The sequence below is a fragment of the uncultured Fibrobacter sp. genome (assembly GCF_946062555.1).
In the GTDB taxonomy this organism is placed as follows: domain Bacteria; phylum Fibrobacterota; class Fibrobacteria; order Fibrobacterales; family Fibrobacteraceae; genus Fibrobacter.
Genome location: NZ_CAMGVQ010000011.1, coordinates 1 through 21640 on the forward strand (window position 1 = coordinate 1; position 21640 = coordinate 21640).

Genomic DNA, 21640 nt, shown 5'->3' on the forward strand with positions numbered 1-21640 from the left:
AGCCAAAGATAGGAATCGAACCTACGACCGGCTGATTACAAATCAGCTGCTCTACCAGCTGAGCTACTTTGGCGTATCCTATTTTCATTACTGTAGATAGGAGTGAGCCAAATTTAATAAGATTTCCCCCGTCTTGTCAACGAAAAACCGCATTTTTTTCAAAAAAAAATCAAATTTTTCAAATTTTATGTACACACAATACACAAAAGAGTGTTTATAGATTGTTGATAAAGTTTAAAGTTCCTAAAAAAGGCCCTCTCCCTACCGGAGAAGGCCTCGATACTAATAAAACTTCCCTATCTGGTATTATTCGAAATCATCGAACCACATTTCCCCAAGAGTGAGGTTTCCACTCAAGAAGGCCGGGCACACGCCGTCCCTATAGAAAGAAACAATCGATTCCAGCGGAGCACCTTCCGTAAGCTGCGTCGAGGTAATCGCCGCACCGTCGCAAACGACATCCATCTGTTCCGCATCAGACTTGTAGGTATCGCATACAGCCTGCAGGGTCGCCGCGTCAACACCGGTATAGGATTCCGTGATAGTGAGGTAATCGCCCCTGTACTCGCCCACGACAGTCGCCGTCCTACTCGGGAAGACGACTTTCTGGGTCACGATATTTCCCGCGACATCGACATCGCAAGAAACCGCCCACTCCGCGGAAACATCCCCCGGGGTTGCACTAAACTTATCAGCCACTTTCTGCATTTCTTCGCGGAAATCATCGCAGCTTTTCTTCAGACCCTCGACTATTTCCTGAATCAACTCATCATCCAGAGGACGCGCAGCGTCTTTCGAAATACTGCGATCCACACTGACGCGGTCTTCGGAACACACGACATAGTCGGCACCGAACCTGTCCTTCATACATTCGCACGCATCGTCAACCTCCATCAAGAACAGCCCCGACATGCGTTCGTCTACCAAGACACGATAAGACCCGTCTGCATTCCAGGTTCCCGATTCTTCCACTCTAATCGTCGAGCCGAACGCTTCCGCGCTGGCAATCTTAGTCACCGACGAGGACGTCGCATAGACATCGCAACGCCCCGTCACGTTCCCCTGTTTTACAGGGACGCTGTACTTTGTTGCACCTTACGGGGAACCGCCGTCCGACGAGGTCGAAGAATCGCAAGCGACGAGAGCCACTGCAACAGCAAACGCAGACATATACTTGAGGGTGTTTTTCATTTGTTCTCCTTTTTCAGGCAATTTGTATGAGAAATGTAATAAACTGAATCAAAAAAACAAGGTTCGCAGCGAAGTTTCGCCCCTTTTTTATATATTTAGGCCATGGAAATTTGCACATTCAAGCACACCGCGCGGATTGACGTCCGCTACGCAGAAACCGACCAGATGGGAATCGTCCACCACGCCGTTTATCCCGTATGGTTTGAACAGGCCCGCACCGAGTTTTTCCGCGCCGTAGGCGCAGGTTACGCCGAAATGGAAGCCGAGGGCTTTGCCGCTCCAGTTCTGGAACTCTCCGTGCGCTACAGACAACCTACCCACTACGGGGAATTCGTGGATATCGAGACGACCATGGTCCGCGAAGGGAGCCTCAAGTTCCGTTTCGAATACAAGGCTTACGTGAACGGGACGCTCTGCACCACGGGTTCAACGCTCCACTGCATGACCAAGGGCGGTCGCCCCACCCGCGAACTACCGAGTGGATTTCACAAGCTCGAATTCGTGACCGAATAAAAATCTTAACGATCTTATGCGGATTTCCTCATTTTGAAGCTGAAGATTCTAAAAGATTTAGCTTGACAGAGCCATTCAAATAGTGTACATTTGCGCATAATAAAAAGAGATTTTGACTTATGGACCAGCCGCTCGCCGAAAGATTACGCCCCAGGAACCTCGATGAGTTCTTAGGCCAGAACAAGATTCTGGGCGAGCAGAGCCTGTTGCGCAAGAGTCTCGAAAACGACAGCGTGCCGAGCATGATTTTCTGGGGCCCGCCGGGCTGCGGAAAGACGAGCCTCGCCCATGTGATTCGCCAGCACACCAAGAAGGCATTCGTGGCACTTTCGGCGGTAGCAAGCGGCGTGAAAGAAGTCAAGGAAGTCCTAGCGGATGCCCGCAAGATGAAGGCGATGTTCAAGGACACAATCCTCTTTATCGACGAAATCCACCGCTTTAACAAGGGGCAGCAGGATGCGCTGTTGGGTGCCGTCGAGGACGGCACGGTGACGCTCATAGGCGCCACCACCGAGAACCCGGGGTTCGAGGTCAACAGCGCCTTGCTCAGCCGTTGCCAGCTGATTTTATTTGCGCCCTTAAGCAAAGACGACTTGCGCACGCTGATTTTTAGCGCGCTCCGCGACCACCCTCGCGGTTTGCAACTTAAAGATGTAGAAGTCGAAGAAGCTGTTGTAGACAAGTTAATCGCGCAATCCGATGGTGACGCACGATTCCTGCTGAATCAGATTGAATGGATCGGCAAGAATCTGGGCGACAAGAAAGTCATCGACGAAAAACTCCTCGAAGAATTCCAGTACAAGAAGCCCCTGCGCTACGACAAGGGCGGCGAAGAACATTACAATTTAATTTCCGCTTTGCATAAATCCGTTCGCGGCTCAGACCCCGACGCGGCCCTCTATTGGCTGCACCGCATGCTGCAAGGCGGCGAAGACCCGCGATTCATTCTGCGCAGACTCATGCGCATGAGCATGGAAGACATCGGCCTTGCCGACCCGAACGCATTACTGCTCGCCACTTCGGCACGAGAGGCCTACGATTTTATGGGAATCCCCGAAGGACTCATCGCCCTCGACGAACTCGCCATTTACCTTTCGCTTGCGCCCAAGAGCAACAGCGTGGAACTCGCCGGAATGAAAGCCGATTCCATCGTGAAGCAGACGGGCACGCTCCCTGTACCACGCGCCTTCCGCAATTCGGTCACGAAGGTCGGCGAAAAATTGGGCTACGGAATCGACTACCAGTACGATCACGACAGCCCCGGCGCCTACTCCGCCCAGGAACATTTGCCCAAGCAGCTCGAAGGCGTCGAAATCTATGAGCCCAAGCCCTACGGCAAGGAAAAGCAACTCGGCGAAAGGCTTGCGCAATTAAAGCAGATCAAGCGGGAAAAGAATCAGAAGTAACATGCCGACGCTGGTCCTGAAACAAGTTCAGGGAAACCAGCAGTATGAAACGCAGCGCTTAGTCGCGATGATTGCGTTCGTATATCTGGTCGATCGCCGCCCCGATAGGACTGTGCTGCACCTTGTCGATTGCTTTCAGGCTCTTTTCCTCGGCACCATCCAAAAAGTTCATTACCTTGTTGAAGATGCGGTCGCAGCCCGCCTCCCACGAGGGCGTGATGTTTTCAATGTAGTTTGCGGCGCCTTCCAGCAGGTCGCCCACCTTCCTGTGGAACCTTTCGGTCGCATCGGGGAAAATGTCATGGGCGATGTCGTAGATGTCGTCGAGAATGCTCGACGATTCTTCGGTTTCAAATTCGATTTCTTCTTTCTTTGCCATAACGGCCTCCTTGTCATTCCCGCAACCTGTGCTGAGCGTTGTCGAAGCAAGGCGGGATTCCCTACTAATTTAGCCTCGGATGGCGATTGCTCAAACAGGCATTATTTTTTTGTTCTACAGGCCGGAACTTTTATGGATTCGTGGACTAGCGAAAACAACGAAATTTCGCAATATTACAAGATAAACGGCCCGTTTTCTGGAACTTCCGTTTTTGAGGCGCTGGGGTTCCCTTTGTGCGTTTTGAAATGTATCTTTATGACATGATCAATGTATCGCAGAAAATAAAAGTCGCCGTATCGCACCTGCTGCGTTCGCAAATGGAACTCGATGCCGAAGATTACGGACTCAAGAGCCTGAGCGACCTGTGCAACAGGATACTCGCCCGCTATGCGGAATTTGCGCCGCCCGACCCGACCAGAATCGGCGCCGACGATACTTTGTACAAAAATGTGCCGCCGTTGCAGTTCTCGCTGAACCAGGCAGGCGAAAGCTTTGCGAACTTCGCGAATTCCTTCGCCAAGAACGCGGGCACCAAAATCGCGACCCTCTGCCGCTACTACTTTGAATGCTACGTGAACATGCCCCGCGGCAAGCGGGAATGCTTTATATTCCGCGATGAACTGGACAAGCTGAATGCCGCCGCGAAGGCTCGCACCAACGTTTCGCTCACCTACCGCGGAGAACGAAAGTGCGTTTCGCCCTGCTTCTTGGCGTTCTCGCCGTCGCAGGTGCGGGCATACGTGGTGGTGTGCGATGACAAAGTAGAGTGTGCCGCTGCCGGCGAGCGATTCCATTCACTACGGCTCTGCCACATCCGAGGAGTCGCCCCCGATACCGCAAGCAAGGCGTTCCACTGCGAAAACTTTGAACTCTCGCACCAGGCGGAAGTGTTCCGCGAACACTTCGACCCGTTCCTGTGTTACGGACAAAGCGTCAAAGTGAAACTCACCGAAGAAGGTGCCAAGCGCTACAACAAGCTCACCACCAACCGCCCGAAAGTGATTGCCAAAGAAAGAACCGATGTGGATGTTACCGCAACCGAGACGAGTTGCAACAACAGGATGTCCGCAGGGACCACCGCAAATTGTATCAGCAACAGAATGCCCGCGGGAAATAATGCCCGCCCGGATTGCGCAGAAGTAAACGGCTCCGGCACCTACACCTTCGAGTGCTCCGAAAAGCTCGCTAAGGTATACTTTCCGCAGTTCCTGAACGACGCCGAGGTCCTCGCCCCGCGAGAACTGCGCCTCTGGTTCAAGGAACAGTTCGAGAAGGCTGCGGGAGTGTATAAGGGCATTTAACATTTTGTATACTACAAAATGTTAAATGGATTTCGTTATTCCGCATCCTTGATCAGACGGACAGACGCATAAGCCGGATAATCCTCGTCGTCAATTTCATCAACACCATCTTCGAAACGCACACACGTATAGAATTTTTCGCGACCAATCGCGTGACTTATTGGATCAACCGTTTTTTCGACGCACCAAAAATGAGCCGAAAATTCGATCAGTTCAAAATCATCGTTGTCATCGCGCCTTCCGCCAGGTACCATCGAAAAGCCGTACTTGTCGGAACTCGAATCGATCCATTCTTCCGAGGCGATGACGCTCAGAACGTCCTTGCAACGGGAATCCTTTTTGGCAAAGCGGATCATCGTTTCCCATTCCTTTTTGCTCGGCAAGTGCCAACCCTCGGGAATCGCCTCTTTCAAGCCTTTTTCGCTATACAGATAACCGTACTTGTCAAAATACTGATAATCCTCATCGTAGGCGACGCAGTCGTCTGAATCCAGCTCAAATTTCAGGTTTTCAGCGAGCCAGACCTGGTTGCCGATTTTGCAGGTCTTGTATTCAGTACCGTCGCGCGTGTCGACGAATGTTCCCATTTCGGCGGCGGTTCTCTTTGCAGTCTTTTCGCCCTCGGCCTGGGGCTGAGCGGTTTTCTTGGCCATAACCATAATGGACATAAGCATTCCTTTTTTAAGTGATTTACCTTTTGCTTTAAGGCAAATCTAGGTAAAAAAGGGTGCTTCAGACGCGAATTATTATTCGGGCAAATTTTTCGGAACTTTAGAGAGGTGATAAATGTTCCGGTATTTGGAACCTGAAAAAATTTTTATGGGTAACTCCGACGGGCTTCAAAATCACCTATACCGAAGGCACACTTGGAAAATCCCTGAACCGCACATGCCTAAATACATGCGTCATCTGCACACCGTTTTCGCTATGAACCTCAGTCGCCTCGCGCTTAGTCGTGGCATAGACACAGCGCAGCCCATGAGCGTGGCACCACAAGACTACAGTGAGCACCGCACCCCATTCGCCCTGCACCCACACAATATCGCCTTTTGTTACTTGAGAGGCAAGCCAGTCAACCGCTGGCTGAACATAGTCGCAAACGGAGTCGAGCTCCGGCGGCACGGTTCCCCAGCAACGAGCGATATCGGGCGGCATATCGACAACATCACCAATGCCGAGCGATACAATTGCATCTGCCCGTTGGTCATCGGTAATGGCGTGGTTCGTAATGTTGAAAAGGCGGGGCATGGTGTTAAATCCCCTAACACTTATAGTCAGCACCAAACCATTTTTTGACTTCAGCTATAGCCGCATCCTTTGCAAAATCCTTGTTTTTACTCCCCCACTTTTTTTCTGGGCGAGCAAACATACGAACAACAAAGTTTTCAATACACTGTCTTGCTTCATCGGGAACAAGATCAAGCACTTCTGGCGTTATCGGGATCAAATCAAGTTGCTTAAAGTTCCCTTCAATTCTACTTTTTCCTTCCTTGAAGGTCGTGATTCCGTTCAAGAAGGAAAGATCCATACTTGCCTTTTTCGCAGCCTTCTTCTGTTCTTCAGCTTGCCGTTCCTGTTCAACAGCGGCTCGTTCCGCAGCACGCTCTGCTTCCTTGGCAAGGCTTTTCTGGATACGCATTTCCATATCTGCAAGAACTTTTTCTTTTTCGTCGCTAGGCATATTCACGATGGATTTTGGTTCGGCCATCTGCCAATTGTTCCACTTTTTCAATGAAGCAATTTTCCTGAAACGATCTAGATTCTCGTAACGAGCAGGTTGTTTGTTAAACTCGTTCACGCCACCATTATCGAGTTTCATATACTCAAAAGTACTATTCGCCTCTGTCGGTATCGGCGTCGCCATAGCACAGAGTTCCTTAACACCCGCATCATCAACCCAAGCGGACCCCAGAAAATCATCCATGGCGTTTTCAAATTCGCCCATATACTTGAGACAATCTTTTTCGCGTTCACCTTCGACAACCAACTCCTCAATTTCAAACGACGTTGCACCCCAGCCAAAAGGTTTTCCTTGACCAATGGAATGTAGGCACTTTGCATTATTATGGAATGTCAAAGCAGAAAGCAAAGCTCCCAATTCAATATGTTTAAGATTATGGAAGGTAATAGTTTCTTCGAATATGGCGCCGGCATTTAGTACATTCGCCATAGACTTCATGTTGTCAGTTCCAACAGAATCCGCAACTCCGTATTCACCAGTTCTTACAACATATCGTTTACGCCCAGCAATAGATTTCGCATCATCCCAGCTTCCGTCAATTGCGTAAAGCGGATAATACGAAGCCTTCGGATTAGCAAGAACAAATTCAACATCTTTCTTGCAGCCCGTAGTAGATTTGCTAAAGGCATGGCCGAACTGAACACGTCCTTTTAAAGAAGGATTATCCTTTTCTTTTGCGATATAGCCAAAAATACTCTCGGCTAAATCGTGATTATTAGAATTATGGGCAGAAGGAATCCAATCAGCAGGGGATTTTGTAAATGGTTGCTTATACATATAGGCGAGACCACAATCCACAAGTTTCGCTCTATCACCAAAACCTTCTTCTCTAAAGAAGACGGGAATACCCTTGGTCTCTAAATTCTTTGCATGGTACGCCCATTCAGGATTATCCTTGTAAATGTAGGCGAGATCCTTGAACATCTCTTCAGAAATTGGGTAGTTCTTTTCGGGCTTGTCCTGAAAAACGAACTCATAAAATTTACCGTCACCCTGTTTGCGATCGATAAAACCAGAAACATCCGGTTGTCCTGTCAAGACTATACTTCCCACCATTTCGCCATTTTCATCTATGCGAACTTTCCGCTTATCAGGCTTACCTTTAGACGGAATCTTTGCAAAATGTATACCATCTCGAGTCTTTTTCAAGTCATCAAAAAAACGGTATTTAAACATCGCCGACTTAGGATCATCTTCGGGGCGATTGGCTTTTTTCGCATCTTTTTGAGCGACATTCAAATCAGCAGATTTCTTATTTGCCTTTGAAAAATTTTGTTCAAATAGATTTTTTCCAAGATACTTGTCCAAATCCTTGAAACTGATACGCCATGGTTTGCCACAGCTTTGAACACTGTATGTTCCATCGGATTTTTTCCTGAGCCAGCCGCACCCTAATTTCGAACCCTTTATCTGGTACAGACAAACAGATCCATTATTGCCGTCATAATCCCATTCGCGATGTGCATACTTATGCGTTTCTTGCGTGGTCATCTTTCCGAAGCTCATGATTTCAAGCACGCTGCGTACAGCCCCCTTGACGGAGGTTCCCGGAATATAGTACTTGCCATCCACATTTGAAAACTGCTTATAAGCATCTGACATTTCGTCGGCATCCCCTTGAGTATGGCCATTGTGGACAAAGATGGGAGACCTCGCCGTAATTTTCACCTTGATGCGTCCGCTTACGCCGTCTTCAAAAGGAATATCGTGCGATATATAACTAGCCCATTCCGGGAAATAAACCTTGTCAGAGACAGGAACAAAATTAAAAGGAGCTTTCACCGTCATTATTCGCCCACCTTTTTAAAGCCTGCAAAAACAATCTCAGCAGGAGTTAATGTTTCAAAACCATTGCACAACTTATCAGGAGTTTTTTTCCAAAACTGTTTCAGCTTAAGCTCAGGAATGCCCTCCATACGGTTCGGCAAAACAGATATTTCAGTAACATCATCGAACTTATTGAATAAATTATACTCCTGAACAAGATGACGACCATCTACATACTTGATCATATAGGAGTCCTGCGTCTGAGCGTCATAAAGCATCGCCTCCAGAACAAAGGGATTCGCAGAATCATCTAGCACGAGATTGCAAGCGCAATCATTAAAGACCTGCGGCTTGTCCGCATCACTTTTCCAGATATAGCCTTGGCACTGTTCAATATTTATCGTCCTGCTCATTACAATACCTCGCCATTTTTATAAACTTTGCCTTCAAAAATGCCATGTCCGCGATTGACGCCGCCACCCAAGGGAAGCATACCCTTGGCTATATCCTTGAGAGCATCTTCAAACGCACCAAGAACATCTGCATCAACCTCTCCTGGTTCCAACAAGAATTCCAATGCATAAGGTTTCTCCGAAGACTCCTTCGACCAGACCCTTTCAGAGAAAAGTGCTCCTGCAACGGCACCGCCCGTAAAGCGATCAACAGAAACATGGTTAAGCATCTTAGTACTGGACTTTTGCTGAATCACGTCCGATACAAGAACTCGACCGCGGCAAGAATAATCCTTGTCCTGAGAACCGAACAAAGTCTGCACAGCCTTATTTTTGCAGCCGGTATATTCCTTGACTAAATCGAAAATATCCTTGTTCGTTGCATCGGCAATTTCTTTCAGCGTTTCAAGAGTCACTCCCATGCGCTTGTTATAGCGGTAAGCCACACGATGCGAAATGGCTCCTTTTACAGAACTTCCAGGAATCAACAACAAGTTCGGCGTAAAGACGGGCTTACCATCATTCCACTCTATCTGAGAAGCACGAACGGCACATATATCGGCATCGTTTTCGCCAGACCCCGCCGCGAACAAGAAAAAGTCACGTGGAGTAAGCTCCAGCTTGTAGCTAGTCCAACCATCCGTATTCAAAACCTGATTACGTTCCTTCGGAACATCCTTCCAAAAACCAGTCGGATCAAAAAGATCCGATGACTTGGCGATATATTTTTCCAAATTTTCACCGTTCGTCAGATCGAGAGTCATCTTTTTAAGTTCGACAATCTTAACCTTGCCAAAGCCTGAACGAGAACCAGCTCCTATACGGAATTCCGAATGCATCATCTGTTCCAGCAGCGTATCAAAATACTGGGCATCATTGGACTCGCCCACTAACTCAATCTCAAAGCAAAAACGTGAGCCCTTGAACACAATCTCTTCGTCAAACTTTCCCGTTTTTTCAGCAGCACCATGATGCGAAATACGGACATGATCGCGAACGGGCAACGTGGCAAACCGGCTAAAGAAAGCATCCGTATCGAAATTGATATTTTGAATGCCATCAACAACGCCATTAGGGCCAACCAAACGGCCATCGGTAAATATGACACGAGAGCCCTGACCATCGTCAGACTTTTGATAACCGAAAACTCGTTCCAATTCTTTGACATCCAACTTCGATGCAAACGCATGGCGAAGGCATCCCGCCACAGACGACGCCGGAATATACGGAAGTCCGTTTACATCTTTTTGCACAAGGGAATCCGTAAGGGAATCTTTATCTCCGCTCCCGATAACCACTGGCGTTTCAGCCTGCAAAACAACACGAGCCAAATAACGGAAGTTATTACTTCTAGCAAAGCTTTTCATTATACACCTCCCTGAATCTTTTTAGCCATCTCGGACGCCAAATTGACAACAAGCGACTTGAATTCCATATCGGAGAAGCCATACTGCTTTGCCGTACTATCAAGGAAATCCTTCAAAAGTGTCTTGCGCGAATTTTCATCCCACTTTTTAGTAGCGACGCCATGCTCTAGGTAACCCTTTTCGGGCTCAAACAGTTCACCAATAATCTCGGTGCGGCGAGAAAGGCGTGAAGCGATACTGCGGATAGTTCCCCATTGGCTTGCAAACGATTCTTCGCCAGTCCAGTAAATCGACTTCTTTGAAATAAACTCGTTTACGCTAGCATAAATGATTGATTGAATGTTAAACTTTCGTTGTTCGCGTTTTAAATAACTCAACAGTACGCTGTCGCAAGCAGGTTGCCAGTCATTCAAAGTCTGATTCAGAGCCTCTGGTTCCGAGGCTTTTTCATAAGCATAACTTGCAGCACCCTGCCCATCGTAACTCAAGAATTTCGGATTGTAAATTACCTTTCCGAAACCTTCGTTTTTGAATTCTCCTACATAACATGATGTGCCTGAAAAATCTTTCACACCGCGCACTACAAATACAGAACCCTTCTCAATACCGCAACGGTCCATATCTCTAGACTGGCGCTTGAAATTCCACGGAGAATACTGGAATGTGCGCACCTGCGACTTTTCCCACACAATTTCTCCACCTGCACAACCCAACTGGTCTGCCGTTGGCGTAAACGTAGGCATTCCGTATTCATCGAAAAAGATAAGACGGGCATCCGCATATACAATTATGTAATCATCGTTGCGCTTTTCCACAACGGGTTCAGCATAGTCAACCGTTTCAATTTCAACAAGGCCGTACTGAGCGGTCTTGGAACGGCCCACGCGTTTTTTCCCAACAAGCAATGAGCTAACAAGTTCTTTGACATCTGTGGCCAAGGAGTCATCTACTTCCACCTCGAAAAACAGTTCCAAGCCTTTTCGTAATGACTCGTAGCCATACATCTGGCTATCCTTGGAACGGAACTTCTCCCTGTCGTGCGCTGACTTTATCGCAAAGAATTTTTCTGGAACGACATCCGTAAACGAGCTCTTAGAATCGTTAAATGCGAGGAATCCGTTACGGCACTGTTTTAAATGCTTTTTCTTGAGGTCATCGCTAGCAAGGTTAGGGATACCATGATGGACATAGCATTCCTCCTTATAGCTGCCAAGCTTTGGATAAAAGAAACAAGACGGTACACGTAACGAGCGCACGCCATTCAAGGCCGGATGCGCATCGCCAAAACGAACTTTTCCGCTATGCAAAATATCCAAAGCAAGGTCACGATGTTCCGCATAGACATTCCCTGCCACAATTCCAAGGAAGTTGTTTCCAGGAATAAAGTCAAGTGTTGACTGGTTGCCCTCAGTAGCAGCGTGCTGGTTGAGGATTACATCGGTCAGCAAGGTGCATTTAAATTTCAAAGTAGACATTATTAGCAACCCTCGCATTTAAAAGTGCAACGACCAAGGCCACGGTTTCTCCAGGAACCCAATCGTTTGATAAGCCCCATACTCTTTTTCAAGACTTCAACAAAGTCCTCGGGGACATCAAGAATTTTCCCCTGCAACTTGCACGGGACAACAACTTCAATACGACGAAGGCTATGGTCCTTTGCGACACCATTTTCGCCAATCGCCGTAGCCGAAAGTCTCTTGTACAAGAACTGCTGCAATTTGTCGCTCTTTATAGCTTTAACTTCGTCATTACTCAAAGTGGCATTGCCAAAAAAGGCAACCCCTCGTGAAAATTTCTCTTTTAAATCAAACGAACCGAAAACAGCATCTATGCGTTCAGTAGAAACTTCATTCGTCAATGCTGCGTAATCTTCAACGGCCTCACGCAAAAGGCCCTTAATCGTTTTGCCAGGAACAAAAGGTAGGCCATCATCATCCTTGACAACCAAAGTATCCACATCGGCACCTGCCGAAAGTCCGGAGCCACAATGCCAGCCCGAAAAAAACTGTATCGTATAATTGATGTTCACGTCAATACTCCTTATTTTGCGGACCTGGTTTCTTGATAGCGGACCGAATGCAACGACAAGACATCGTACGCAGGGAAACTCTTCTTACCATCGCGCAGCACTTCGTTCTGCACCAATTCTTCAGCAATAGAACGCAAGTCGCTATTTTCCAAAATGCTCACGAGACGCTTCGCCTTCTGTTTTGCCATATCTGCATCTTGAGACTGCAACGTAAGCCACTGACGGACATTTGATTTTAACGCGTTACCATCTTCGCCATCCAGCAAGTCGCACACATCCATCAGCTTATTCACCGTCCAGCGATTCGGAGTTTCAGCGAGATAATAAGGGCCAAATACATACGAACAACCCGATGCAGCCAGCTCTTTATCGACAATTTTGTCAAAGCTTTCAACAAAGCTACTCTGTACCTTGTGGAACATCAAGCAAGAAGGAGCCAAATAACGCGGGTTTTCCGGTTTCTTGGCATCTTTTTTAGCCAGGGAACATAGCGATTCCGCAAGATCATAGGCATAGTAGAACGGATACGAGGACTTGACAAACGCAATACCTGCGCAAGCCGTCAGCTTGTTTCCGTTTTCGAATACGGCATTCTTTTTGAGCAGTTCTGCAATAACGCCTTCGCCAGTGCGTTTTTCAAAAGATTCCAAAAACTTTTGTACATACTCAACAGCAAATTCAGCACGGCAAATCACTGTAAAGTCGTCACCACCAAGCACCACCGGGCGAATCGGAATCAATTTTGACTTGTCCTGTACATCGAAATACCCGTGTTCAACAAGAGCATTGAAGGCATCGACCGCAGCACCGACAGTCGCTTCATCCAGCGCTTTGGAAAACGCCTTGAACTCGTCCGTTTTCTTGCCGACTTTCTGCACAACCTGACCAAGACCATTTCCATCGGCATGAATTACGGCAATCCAGTCGTTCTTGCCGGTAATCTGGTCAATTTCAAAAGCAACCTGCTTTGTGAGAACATCAAACCCAAAAGCTTTTTTGGAGAGCGCCTGCGTTTCGGATGCATCACGCTTTTTTTGAGTAGCCTTGTCAAGAAACTCATCCTGTCCGTTTTTATTCTTACGCACTTCAACAGCCGGGAAACCCGTAGAACGAGAACGGAGAACGCCCGTAAACCCCAAATTGATAGGACGCATCTGCCTGTTGCGCTGCACCCTGAGCGAGGCTTCCAATTTGTCAATAGCGTCTGCAATGTCCGTACCATCTTCAACAGGAACAACCGCCTGGCTAATCGTTATGCCGGGAGCGTTCTCGACCACCTTCTTAGGGAACTTGAGCACAGCCTTTTTACAAGCATCTTCGCTTTCGAACAAATACTTGATATTACCTGCTGCTCGTAGAATAGACCTTGGGTCATTCGCCCCGTTATGCGATTCCGTAAAATCATCAAAGTCGGTGGTACAAATCCGTTCCACCAGTTCGCTTGCACCGACAATATCCCGCAACTTGTTCGTCTGAAAAATAAAGCCTTGGATGCCCTGCACTGCAGCACCGTACAAATACTTAGCCATTGTCGTCTCCTATCTTTTCTACAATTTTTTCCAATATCGTCATCGCGTTGTTGAATTTTTCCTTTAAATCTTTGGGAGCACCCTTGCGATGAACCCCTGTCCAGCCATGGTTAAACCCATTGCGGATTTTTTTTGACTGATCCAACAATTCCTTAATTTCTGCAAGAGTCGTATATTTTTCAAATAACGTCTTATAGGCTTCATCTAACGAAGCTTTAAGGTTTACATCATCTTCGCTTTTAGCCTTAAAATCGTCAGGATGTTGCAACATATTCAAAAAGACCGCAGCGTAGCGACGAGCCGAAGTTTCTCTCTCACGCGACGTAAACCTATACTTGTTCCCCCGTTTCATAAGGAACACGCCAAGTGACCCCAGCCATTCATTCATGGCCGTAAACGCCTGCATGTACAAATTGTATTCTGCAAACATCTTAATGAGGCGAAGCTGAAGCTTCAGATAATCCAACGAATAGGAGCCATCAAGAGGCGGTTCACTTACTAACGGTTGGAACTTGTCCACAATCATCTGAAGCACTTGTCTTTCTAAATCACCACCTGATTGCTTTTTGAATTTTTCGATCAAATCAAGGGAATTACGCGCCTTACTTTCAATATTCTGCAATTCGACATTCCTGAATGCGGATGTCAAATCTTCGATGCTGTCCAACAATTCCTTATTGTTCAAGCCGGCAAAGCTACCATTAGACTCCTTCTCTGCCGTTTTCCTCAAGAAAGAAGCATCCGCTGTATCCACCAAGCGCCCAACGCCCTCGGTCCAGTCGCTTATGGTGTAGAAATCCTTTAGCTCAACGATTGGATGTCCAGAAATTTCAAATGCTCCATACAAAACCGACTCAAGGTGAACATTTTTCACCCTTTTCAAATATGCAACTGCAGCCGAGAATACGACAGGCACCATTCTGAAGCCGTGAGTGACATCCAAAACGAGAGAGTCACCATTGTTGAACTTGCTTTGGAGCGATTCAAACCATTTCCAGGTCAAGGACAGATTTGAAACATCTGCAGAAATCTCTTCCATCTCGATTTTTTCAGGTTCTACGCCCAATTCTTTAAGATCTTCCAAAAGAGCTTTCTCGTTTTTTTCCCGCGATTCTTTGGTTACAAAAATGACTATTTTGTCCAGATCAGTCTTGGGATACAATTCGACAATCGCCTTTTGCACAAAACGCGTTTCTTTCTTGGAGTCGCATCCATCCTTACGCCATGATTTATAAATGGCAGGCGTATAGCCATCCTTACCACCGATCCCAAGAAAACTTACAAAGATTCTTCTGCTCATATTTCTCCTATTTTCAAGGGAAAATATACTCTTATTTTGGCTAAAATGAGCAAGAAAAACAAATTTTTTGAAAAACGTCTTGTTTTTAGCAGGAAACGTTCGGGGGAGTAGGGATATCGCCCCAAGGAAGAGTCCAAACGCTTTGCTGATCGTGTTTCATATTTTACCTCTCTTTTTTTCGAACGCCCCATGCGCCCGTCAACCTTTATATCTCTTTGAAAAAGATGAATGTCAACCACATAAAATAAAAAACGGCCCCGATTTAACCGGAGCCGCCAAACAACGGAGATATATGTACCTGCCGAGCTCAATCATCACCCGACACTTACTATATCAACAAATACAACAAAAGTGTCAACCAGAATTTTGAAAAAAAATCTCTCTTGCGAGAGTATGGATTCTATCGCCTTCGGCTCCAGAATGATATCTTGGTCTTACTGCGCACGAAGGCGAGCGAAGCGGACAAACTCGTTTGTCCATTTCCGAGCCGACAAGCAGGCAACCGTTAGGTTGCCATCTCTCTTGCGAGAGTAATGCTTTTCAGGGGGTAATCCGTAATCGGGTAACCATCGGCAGAAACCTGGCGTCTTAATCTCTCTTGCGAGAGTAATGCTTTTCAGGGGCAAAAAGATGAATGGTGAAGAACTCAACCTTTATAAAGTCTTAATCTCTCTTGCGAGAGTAATGCTTTTCAGGGTGGTAACTAAATATGAATTGAATGATGTACGTGACCATGTCTTAATCTCTCTTGCGAGAGTAATGCTTTTCAGGGGACAACTTCCTCTTTGAAAATGCTCCGATCAGTATGGATAGTCTTAATCTCTCTTGCGAGAGTAATGCTTTTCAGGAGTACCCCTCTGGAACCCGCATAAATAAAGGGCTCCAGCGCGCCGTTTTAAACAACTGCACAGAAAAACACTTATTGGAATTTTAATTTTTCTTTACAAATCCCTAAAAAGCACCCGAAATTGGCGTTTTTGAGCGAATTTCGGCAATGAAACACGAATGTTGTTCGTAATAATGTCAAGCGGCAGCCCGGCCACGCGTACCGGACACCATAAATATACCCATTTTTCGCCGAAAAAGGGCATTTCACCGTGAAAATTTCAAAATACCGAGAACTTTTCTCGGCAAAAAGTCTATAAATACTTTATTTTTTTGAAACGGGTAGAGGATCTCTTTTTTCAGGTCGTTGACGCTCTACTTGACTTTTGCTCCGCCATCATTGAGTGAGGCCAGCCTCGTCCGAGCTTCCTCAATTTTTTCAGACGGTATCCCCATATCCTGCAAAACATCGAAAACGTCGTCGTGTCCAACTTCACGCGCCTTTTCCGCCCTTTGGCGCTGCTTTTCGGTTTCATTATGGGCGTCAGTGAGCTTTTTACGGAACACGTCGCCGGCACTCACGAACCCGTACTTTTGTCCTACGCTAACGAACGCCATGTCCAGCTCCTTTTGAATGTCTTCGTTGACATACTCTCCTAAATATACACTAATTTTATGCAGAAGACAAGACACCCTGTAAGGAGGAAGCTTCGCCAAGGATTCCTTGAAACTAGGCAAAATCTCAACCAGTTTCTTTCCATTAAACGCATACTTCATCGCTGCAATTCCCATTCCCACCTCGACATACTTGCAAGCGAGACATTCCCGGTCGGGTATATCCGCCATATTCACGAATGTACAACGGTAGGGCAACGACCATCCGCGAAAGTATTCGGGATACTCGTCATTAAACTCTTTGAGAGGATCCCAGTTTTCATGGCCATTGTAAAAGATGATGGCCATTGTCGGCAAGCGCATTAAGTCGCTATTCTTATCCCGCATTTTCATAAGCGAATTTGCATATTTCGTAATCTGCTCGAATACATTCGGATCACGGCCAGACTTGTGCTCGAGCAAAATCCCTACGAGAACAGGTGCACCGCTCGCAACATTTACACGGAAAGCCAGATCCGCTTCGCCCGTATCATCGACATTTGAATACGAATCGGGAATCCGCACGAGCGTATCAAGATTCACCATCGATAGGAATTTTCCGACTTCCGCGTTCACCTTCCCCGACAGCTCCAGCAGCAATCTAAGATGTTTGACTACGGCGAAAAGCCAACGGAAGAAGGGGTCGTGAAGTCGCTTTCTTTTCTTTTTCTCCATATAGTGCTCCATTTAAAAAAACATCCAAATTCTTTTGGATGTCTCGGTGCACTATTTCGAACCGCAGCAGAAATGTAGAATATGGGAAATTTTTGGCAAGTGCTATTTTGTAAAAGATTTGTAAAAACAATGCACCACTGCCGTTAATTAAAAAAAGCCCCGGTTTTCACCGGAGCCACCCTGGAGGGACACAAAACAATACCGAAACGGCCGTGGCCGAGAAACACTCTAGCCACGTTTGCCTATCGGCGGATCGGGCAGATTGCCCCATGGAAGTACGCCTATAGATTGATGAACATTTTTCATAATCGACCTCTTTGTTTGAACCGGGAGCCCCATGCGCCCGGCACTATTTATATCAGCAAATCAAACAAAAGTGTCAACCAATTTTTTGAAAATATCTCTCTTGCGAGAGTCTTTTACTTTAGATGAAATTGGCGATGCCGGAACGGTGTCCGGCATGACATGCATTCGAGTTTTGCTTTTCAAGTCTTACAAATGGATAAGGAGAGCGTCGCGACGGAATGCTTGCATTCCGGCATGACCGAACCGACCATTTGGCAGCCGTAGGCTGCAATCTCTCTTGCGAGAGTAATGCTTTTCAGGGTTATAAGAGGTAGAAAATTGGAAATCAACGTTAATGCAGTCTTAATCTCTCTTGCGAGAGTAATGCTTTTCAGGGCTTCAAAATAGCGGGAAGGTGAAGCTTCTTGCCGATGTGTCTTAATCTCTCTTGCGAGAGTAATGCTTTTCAGGGTGAAGGCGATCGACGGGAATTGGCGAGCCATCCGTGACGGTCTTAATCTCTCTTGCGAGAGTAATGCTTTTCAGGGCGATAAGTACTCTGATATCTTTGAAAAGGATCTTAGTCTTAATCTCTCTTGCGAGAGTAATGCTTTTCAGGGTTTGAAAACGATTTCGGATGAAGATTTGCTTGCACTTAGTCTTAATCTCTCTTGCGAGAGTAATGCTTTTCAGGGCAACGTCGGCACCGAGGAAGACCTCCCCTCCAACGTCAGTCTTAATCTCTCTTGCGAGAGTAATGCTTTTCAGGGAGAACGTTGCAGAGAATGAATCCTCTATTAAGCGTGTCTTAATCTCTCTTGCGAGAGTAATGCTTTTCAGGGTAAAGTTGATATGCATCAAATTGCTGGTGGTTTATGGAGTCTTAATCTCTCTTGCGAGAGTAATGCTTTTCAGGGTTCCTCAGTGACAATGAATTGTGTCCGAGTTGGGAAGTCTTAATCTCTCTTGCGAGAGTAATGCTTTTCAGGGCTACATTAAGGATGAACGTTGGAAGGAGGTAGTTAAAAGGTCTTAATCTCTCTTGCGAGAGTAATGCTTTTCAGGGAGCTCAAGAGTCTCATCTCTTGGCTGCGGGAAGCCATTTGTCTTAATCTCTCTTGCGAGAGTAATGCTTTTCAGGGAGCTCAAGAGTCTCATCTCTTGGCTGCGGGAAGCCATTTGTCTTAATCTCTCTTGCGAGAGTAATGCTTTTCAGGGCTAGGTATCCGAAGGAACTTTGGAACAGCCGTTTCGGTCTTAATCTCTCTTGCGAGAGTAATGCTTTTCAGGGTGATAAAGCAACGGATGGCTACATCATTTCGTACTACAGTCTTAATCTCTCTTGCGAGAGTAATGCTTTTCAGGGCTCTCCGAAGCCCTTAAGAGGGCAGACAGTCTTGAAGTCTTAATCTCTCTTGCGAGAGTAATGCTTTTCAGGGAAAGGCCGTAAGACCGAAAACGGTCTTGAAATCAGCGGGTCTTAATCTCTCTTGCGAGAGTAATGCTTTTCAGGGGCTTGAAAAGAACGAAGACGAAGTTAGCCGTAGCGTTCTGTCTTAATCTCTCTTGCGAGAGTAATGCTTTTCAGGGGCTTGAAAAGAACGAAGACGAAGTTAGCCGTAGCGTTCTGTCTTAATCTCTCTTGCGAGAGTAATGCTTTTCAGGGGATAATAATATGTTGACTGTAAACGATAAAGGTATGTTGAGTCTTAATCTCTCTTGCGAGAGTAATGCTTTTCAGGGTCGGGGGATACCACGATGCCGTGTAATAATAAGCTCGGTCTTAATCTCTCTTGCGAGAGTAATGCTTTTCAGGGAGTACCCCTCTGGAACCCGCATAAATAAAGGGCTCCAGCGCGCCGTCTTAAACAACTGCACAGAAAAGCACTTATTGGAATTTTAATTTTTCTTTACAAACCCCTAAAAAGCACCCGAAATTGGCGTTTTTGAGCGAATTTCGGCAATGAAACACGAATGTTGTTCGTAATAATGTCAAGCGGCAGCCCAGCCACGCGTACCGGACACCATAAATATACCCATTTTTCGCCAAAAAAGGGCTTTTCGCCGTGAAAAATCCCGCGAATAATCAAAAACGGTTCACTTCAAAGCACCTTGAAGGCGGGATTTTCGATCCGTTTGCCGTTCCCGACAATCCGCACTCCGGTGTCCGCCTGAGCGTCGATCGGGTACATCCTCACCGAATCCGTTTCCGGATCGATAATCTTTTCCATCTCGAACTCGAAGTCACCCAGCTGCCTAGCATCCATAAAAGACTCGAACACCGACTTCTGAACCCTGAACCCGACAGAGAGGCAAAGCTTTACCACCGAGCGGCGACGTCTGTTACTCGACACATCAAAAGAGACCAGATACTTCATGCCGACTCACTGTAATCGGGAGTCCACACCAGTTCCCGCATTTCGCTCCCGTCAAGTATAGCCCGGCGGAACTCTTCCACCCTGAACCGCATGACGCTCCGCCATGGCAGATTCGCCATGTCACCGTAAATTCCGTTCGGCCGTTCCATGAACTCTTCGTAATGCCGCAAGAACACCCGCAACTTGTCGGGCTTAAGATAAAGTTGTCCGTCATTACCCTCGTTCATTCGAGTCTCGAAATCCGCTCCAGCCAAAATCCGCCTATTGAACAAGAAGAGAACGAGCCTGTCCACCAAGGGGTGCCTGAATTCTTCCAGCAGGTCCTGCGCAAGTGAATTGCGTCCGTACACGGGTTCGTGCAGGTAGCCGACCATCGGATCCATGCCGTAGGATTCCAGCAGCGAATCCAGCGACCGTGCCGTCAGGGTGTACCCAAAAGAAAGCAGAGCGTTTATCGGGTCTGTACTTGGACGATACTTGCGCCCCGGGAAATTCAAACCGCATGTAATGCAGTGGGCAAAATTCTTGAAATAAATCCGAGCACCATTCCCTTCGTACCCTCGGAGCGCATCGCGGTCGTCGCCTTGCAAGTTACGGGCCATTTCAAGATTTTTTATGTATTCGTTACGATTTTCAAAGCGGAAGGGATTGTGTCTGCTCCTGGCGTAGGCATCTAAAACACACAGGCCGTTTTCGAGTTTTCGCACCACGCAGCCCTTGGCCAACGCGAAAGCCCGTTCCCTGTCGCGGTAGGCGTCGTATTGCCCGAGCCGCAGAGTGACATTTTTCCCGACCGCAGAAATCAGGCGCCCCCTGTAATGTCCACCGCTGCTCAGGAAAGCGATGTCGGCCCCCTTGTCAAGCAGCGCGAGCATCGCATCGGTTGTCGGGTGGACCGCACCAAAGAGCGAAAGCGAATCCACTTCCGACAGCAGGATGTCGTCGATGGTGCAGCCGTCACGCTGAACCACTAGATGCCCGCCGTTTTTGCCCAGGCGGGTTCCCTGTTCGGTTACATACAAATGCATAGCATAGATTCCCCATTTTTTGAGTTGAGTCCGGGGCTTTGCGCCCCTACAACCTTTATGTCTTTTCGTTTCGGAAAAATGTCAACCACCAAAAACACGAACGGCCCCGGTTTTCACCGGAGCCACTCAACACATACTATATCGCTACGCACAACAAAAGTGTCAACTAAGATAAAAAAATTCTCTCTTGCAAAAGAAGTCACGATACGTGAAAAGCCCCAGTTTTTAATACCAGGGTTTATTGCTTTTGATTGAAATAATATTCGGTGATTAGCAGTGATTTGCAAGGATTTCGATTTCAGTTTCGTCGACAGATGCGATAATCGGACTCATTGAGGTATCCTCCGTTAAGGTTCGAGAGTGCACCATTGCACCCATCCATCTTTTTATTGCCTTTTCAAATGGAAATGTCAACCAAAATTTTGAAAAAATTCTCTTGCGAGAGTGACTTGTGGATCCCCTCCCTTCGGTCGAGGATGACTTGGGCGTGAACGAGTCTTACTGCGACAGAGGCGAGCGAAGCGGGACCGCTTGCGGGACCATTTCCGAGCCGAGAAGCAGGCAGCCGTTAGGTTGCACAAATGCCCAGGGCGAGAGTCGCGGGGGTGCTCGCGCACCCATGACCGAGCCCAGCATTTGCTGTACCGCAGGCACAGAATCTCTCTTGCGAGAGTCTTATTCTTTAAATGAAATTGGCGATGCCGGAACGGTGTCCGGCATGACATGCACTCATTTAACGCTTTCCCTGTCTTACAAGTGTCCAAGGCGAACGCTGCGACGGGGTGCTTGCACACCGGCATAGCTGAACCTCACACTTGGG

Annotated in this window: 17 protein-coding genes, 1 tRNA gene and 2 CRISPR repeat arrays; of the genes, 3 read left to right on the forward strand and 15 right to left on the reverse strand. The window is 47.2% G+C overall.

The genetic code is table 11. The annotated features are described in order from the left end of the window. Positions 1 to 73, reverse strand: a tRNA-Thr gene (locus tag Q0P86_RS04755). Positions 74 to 306: 233 nt separating this feature from the next. After that, entirely contained in the window at positions 307 to 1056 is a 750-nt protein-coding gene (locus tag Q0P86_RS04760) for a hypothetical protein (RefSeq protein WP_295037782.1), read from the reverse strand. A 237-nt stretch (positions 1057 to 1293) separates the two neighbouring features. On the opposite strand from Q0P86_RS04760, the gene Q0P86_RS04765 reads away from it, so the two are divergent. Beyond that, entirely contained in the window at positions 1294 to 1704 is a 411-nt protein-coding gene (locus Q0P86_RS04765; RefSeq protein WP_290994441.1) for a thioesterase family protein, read from the forward strand. Positions 1705 to 1823: 119 nt separating this feature from the next. After that, the gene (locus Q0P86_RS04770; RefSeq protein ID WP_295037784.1) at positions 1824 to 3110 is read left to right on the forward strand and encodes a replication-associated recombination protein A; all 1287 of its coding nucleotides are present in this window, start codon (positions 1824 to 1826) and stop codon (positions 3108 to 3110) included. A gap of 58 nt (positions 3111 to 3168) precedes the next feature. On the opposite strand, the gene Q0P86_RS04775 is transcribed toward Q0P86_RS04770, so the two are convergent. Then, positions 3169 to 3489, reverse strand: a complete 321-nt coding sequence (locus Q0P86_RS04775) for a hypothetical protein (RefSeq protein WP_294112111.1) — start codon at positions 3487 to 3489, stop codon at positions 3169 to 3171. A 260-nt stretch (positions 3490 to 3749) separates the two neighbouring features. Between Q0P86_RS04775 and Q0P86_RS04780 the strand changes: the two genes are divergently transcribed. Beyond that, positions 3750 to 4790 carry a WYL domain-containing protein gene (locus tag Q0P86_RS04780; RefSeq protein ID WP_295037786.1) on the forward strand — a complete coding sequence of 347 codons (1041 nt, stop codon included), beginning with the start codon at positions 3750 to 3752 and terminating at the stop codon, positions 4788 to 4790. Positions 4791 to 4825: 35 nt separating this feature from the next. On the opposite strand, the gene Q0P86_RS04785 is transcribed toward Q0P86_RS04780, so the two are convergent. The 12 genes from Q0P86_RS04785 to cas1 form a co-directional block, all read right to left on the reverse strand. Continuing rightward, entirely contained in the window at positions 4826 to 5458 is a 633-nt protein-coding gene (locus tag Q0P86_RS04785; RefSeq protein WP_290994451.1) for a fibrobacter succinogenes major paralogous domain-containing protein, read from the reverse strand. A gap of 181 nt (positions 5459 to 5639) precedes the next feature. Further along, the gene (gene csx20 / locus Q0P86_RS04790) at positions 5640 to 6038 is read right to left on the reverse strand and encodes a CRISPR-associated protein Csx20 (protein ID WP_294112109.1); all 399 of its coding nucleotides are present in this window, start codon (positions 6036 to 6038) and stop codon (positions 5640 to 5642) included. A 13-nt stretch (positions 6039 to 6051) separates the two neighbouring features. Next, on the reverse strand, positions 6052 to 8319 hold the full coding sequence (locus Q0P86_RS04795) for a TIGR03986 family CRISPR-associated RAMP protein (protein WP_295037789.1): 2268 nt from the start codon (positions 8317 to 8319) through the stop codon (positions 6052 to 6054). Continuing rightward, positions 8319 to 8711 carry a TIGR04423 family type III CRISPR-associated protein gene (locus Q0P86_RS04800; RefSeq protein ID WP_290994457.1) on the reverse strand — a complete coding sequence of 131 codons (393 nt, stop codon included), beginning with the start codon at positions 8709 to 8711 and terminating at the stop codon, positions 8319 to 8321. Before Q0P86_RS04800 ends, Q0P86_RS04795 begins: the two co-directional genes overlap by 1 nt. Beyond that, positions 8711 to 10117 (reverse strand): RAMP superfamily CRISPR-associated protein, encoded by a 1407-nt coding sequence (locus tag Q0P86_RS04805; protein ID WP_290994460.1) that lies wholly within the window; start codon positions 10115 to 10117, stop codon positions 8711 to 8713. Before Q0P86_RS04805 ends, Q0P86_RS04800 begins: the two co-directional genes overlap by 1 nt. Continuing rightward, positions 10117 to 11583 (reverse strand): hypothetical protein, encoded by a 1467-nt coding sequence (locus tag Q0P86_RS04810; protein ID WP_295037792.1) that lies wholly within the window; start codon positions 11581 to 11583, stop codon positions 10117 to 10119. The genes Q0P86_RS04805 and Q0P86_RS04810 overlap by 1 nt, the downstream gene beginning before the upstream one ends. 11 nt (positions 11584 to 11594) lie before the next feature. Continuing rightward, a complete protein-coding gene (locus tag Q0P86_RS04815; protein WP_290994464.1) occupies positions 11595 to 12146 on the reverse strand; it encodes an RAMP superfamily CRISPR-associated protein in 552 nt (183 codons plus the stop codon). Between the two features lie 11 nt (positions 12147 to 12157). Beyond that, positions 12158 to 13675 carry a CRISPR-associated protein gene (locus Q0P86_RS04820; RefSeq protein WP_294112104.1) on the reverse strand — a complete coding sequence of 506 codons (1518 nt, stop codon included), beginning with the start codon at positions 13673 to 13675 and terminating at the stop codon, positions 12158 to 12160. Next, positions 13668 to 14975, reverse strand: a complete 1308-nt coding sequence (gene csx2, locus Q0P86_RS04825; RefSeq protein WP_290994468.1) for a TIGR02221 family CRISPR-associated protein — start codon at positions 14973 to 14975, stop codon at positions 13668 to 13670. Before csx2 ends, Q0P86_RS04820 begins: the two co-directional genes overlap by 8 nt. A 509-nt stretch (positions 14976 to 15484) precedes the next feature. Continuing rightward, a CRISPR array of direct repeats spans positions 15485 to 15825; the repeat unit is 37 nt; unit sequence GTCTTAATCTCTCTTGCGAGAGTAATGCTTTTCAGGG. A 350-nt stretch (positions 15826 to 16175) separates the two neighbouring features. Next, a complete protein-coding gene (locus Q0P86_RS04830; RefSeq protein WP_294112103.1) occupies positions 16176 to 17129 on the reverse strand; it encodes an Rpn family recombination-promoting nuclease/putative transposase in 954 nt (317 codons plus the stop codon). A 570-nt stretch (positions 17130 to 17699) separates the two neighbouring features. Beyond that, a CRISPR array of direct repeats spans positions 17700 to 19231; the repeat unit is 37 nt; unit sequence GTCTTAATCTCTCTTGCGAGAGTAATGCTTTTCAGGG. A gap of 285 nt (positions 19232 to 19516) precedes the next feature. After that, complete coding sequence (gene cas2, locus Q0P86_RS04835) at positions 19517 to 19792, reverse strand: CRISPR-associated endonuclease Cas2 (RefSeq protein ID WP_294112102.1); 276 nt, start codon at positions 19790 to 19792, stop codon at positions 19517 to 19519. Next, complete coding sequence (gene cas1, locus Q0P86_RS04840; RefSeq protein WP_294112101.1) at positions 19789 to 20820, reverse strand: CRISPR-associated endonuclease Cas1; 1032 nt, start codon at positions 20818 to 20820, stop codon at positions 19789 to 19791. Before cas1 ends, cas2 begins: the two co-directional genes overlap by 4 nt. Positions 20821 to 21640: the final 820 nt, after the last annotated feature.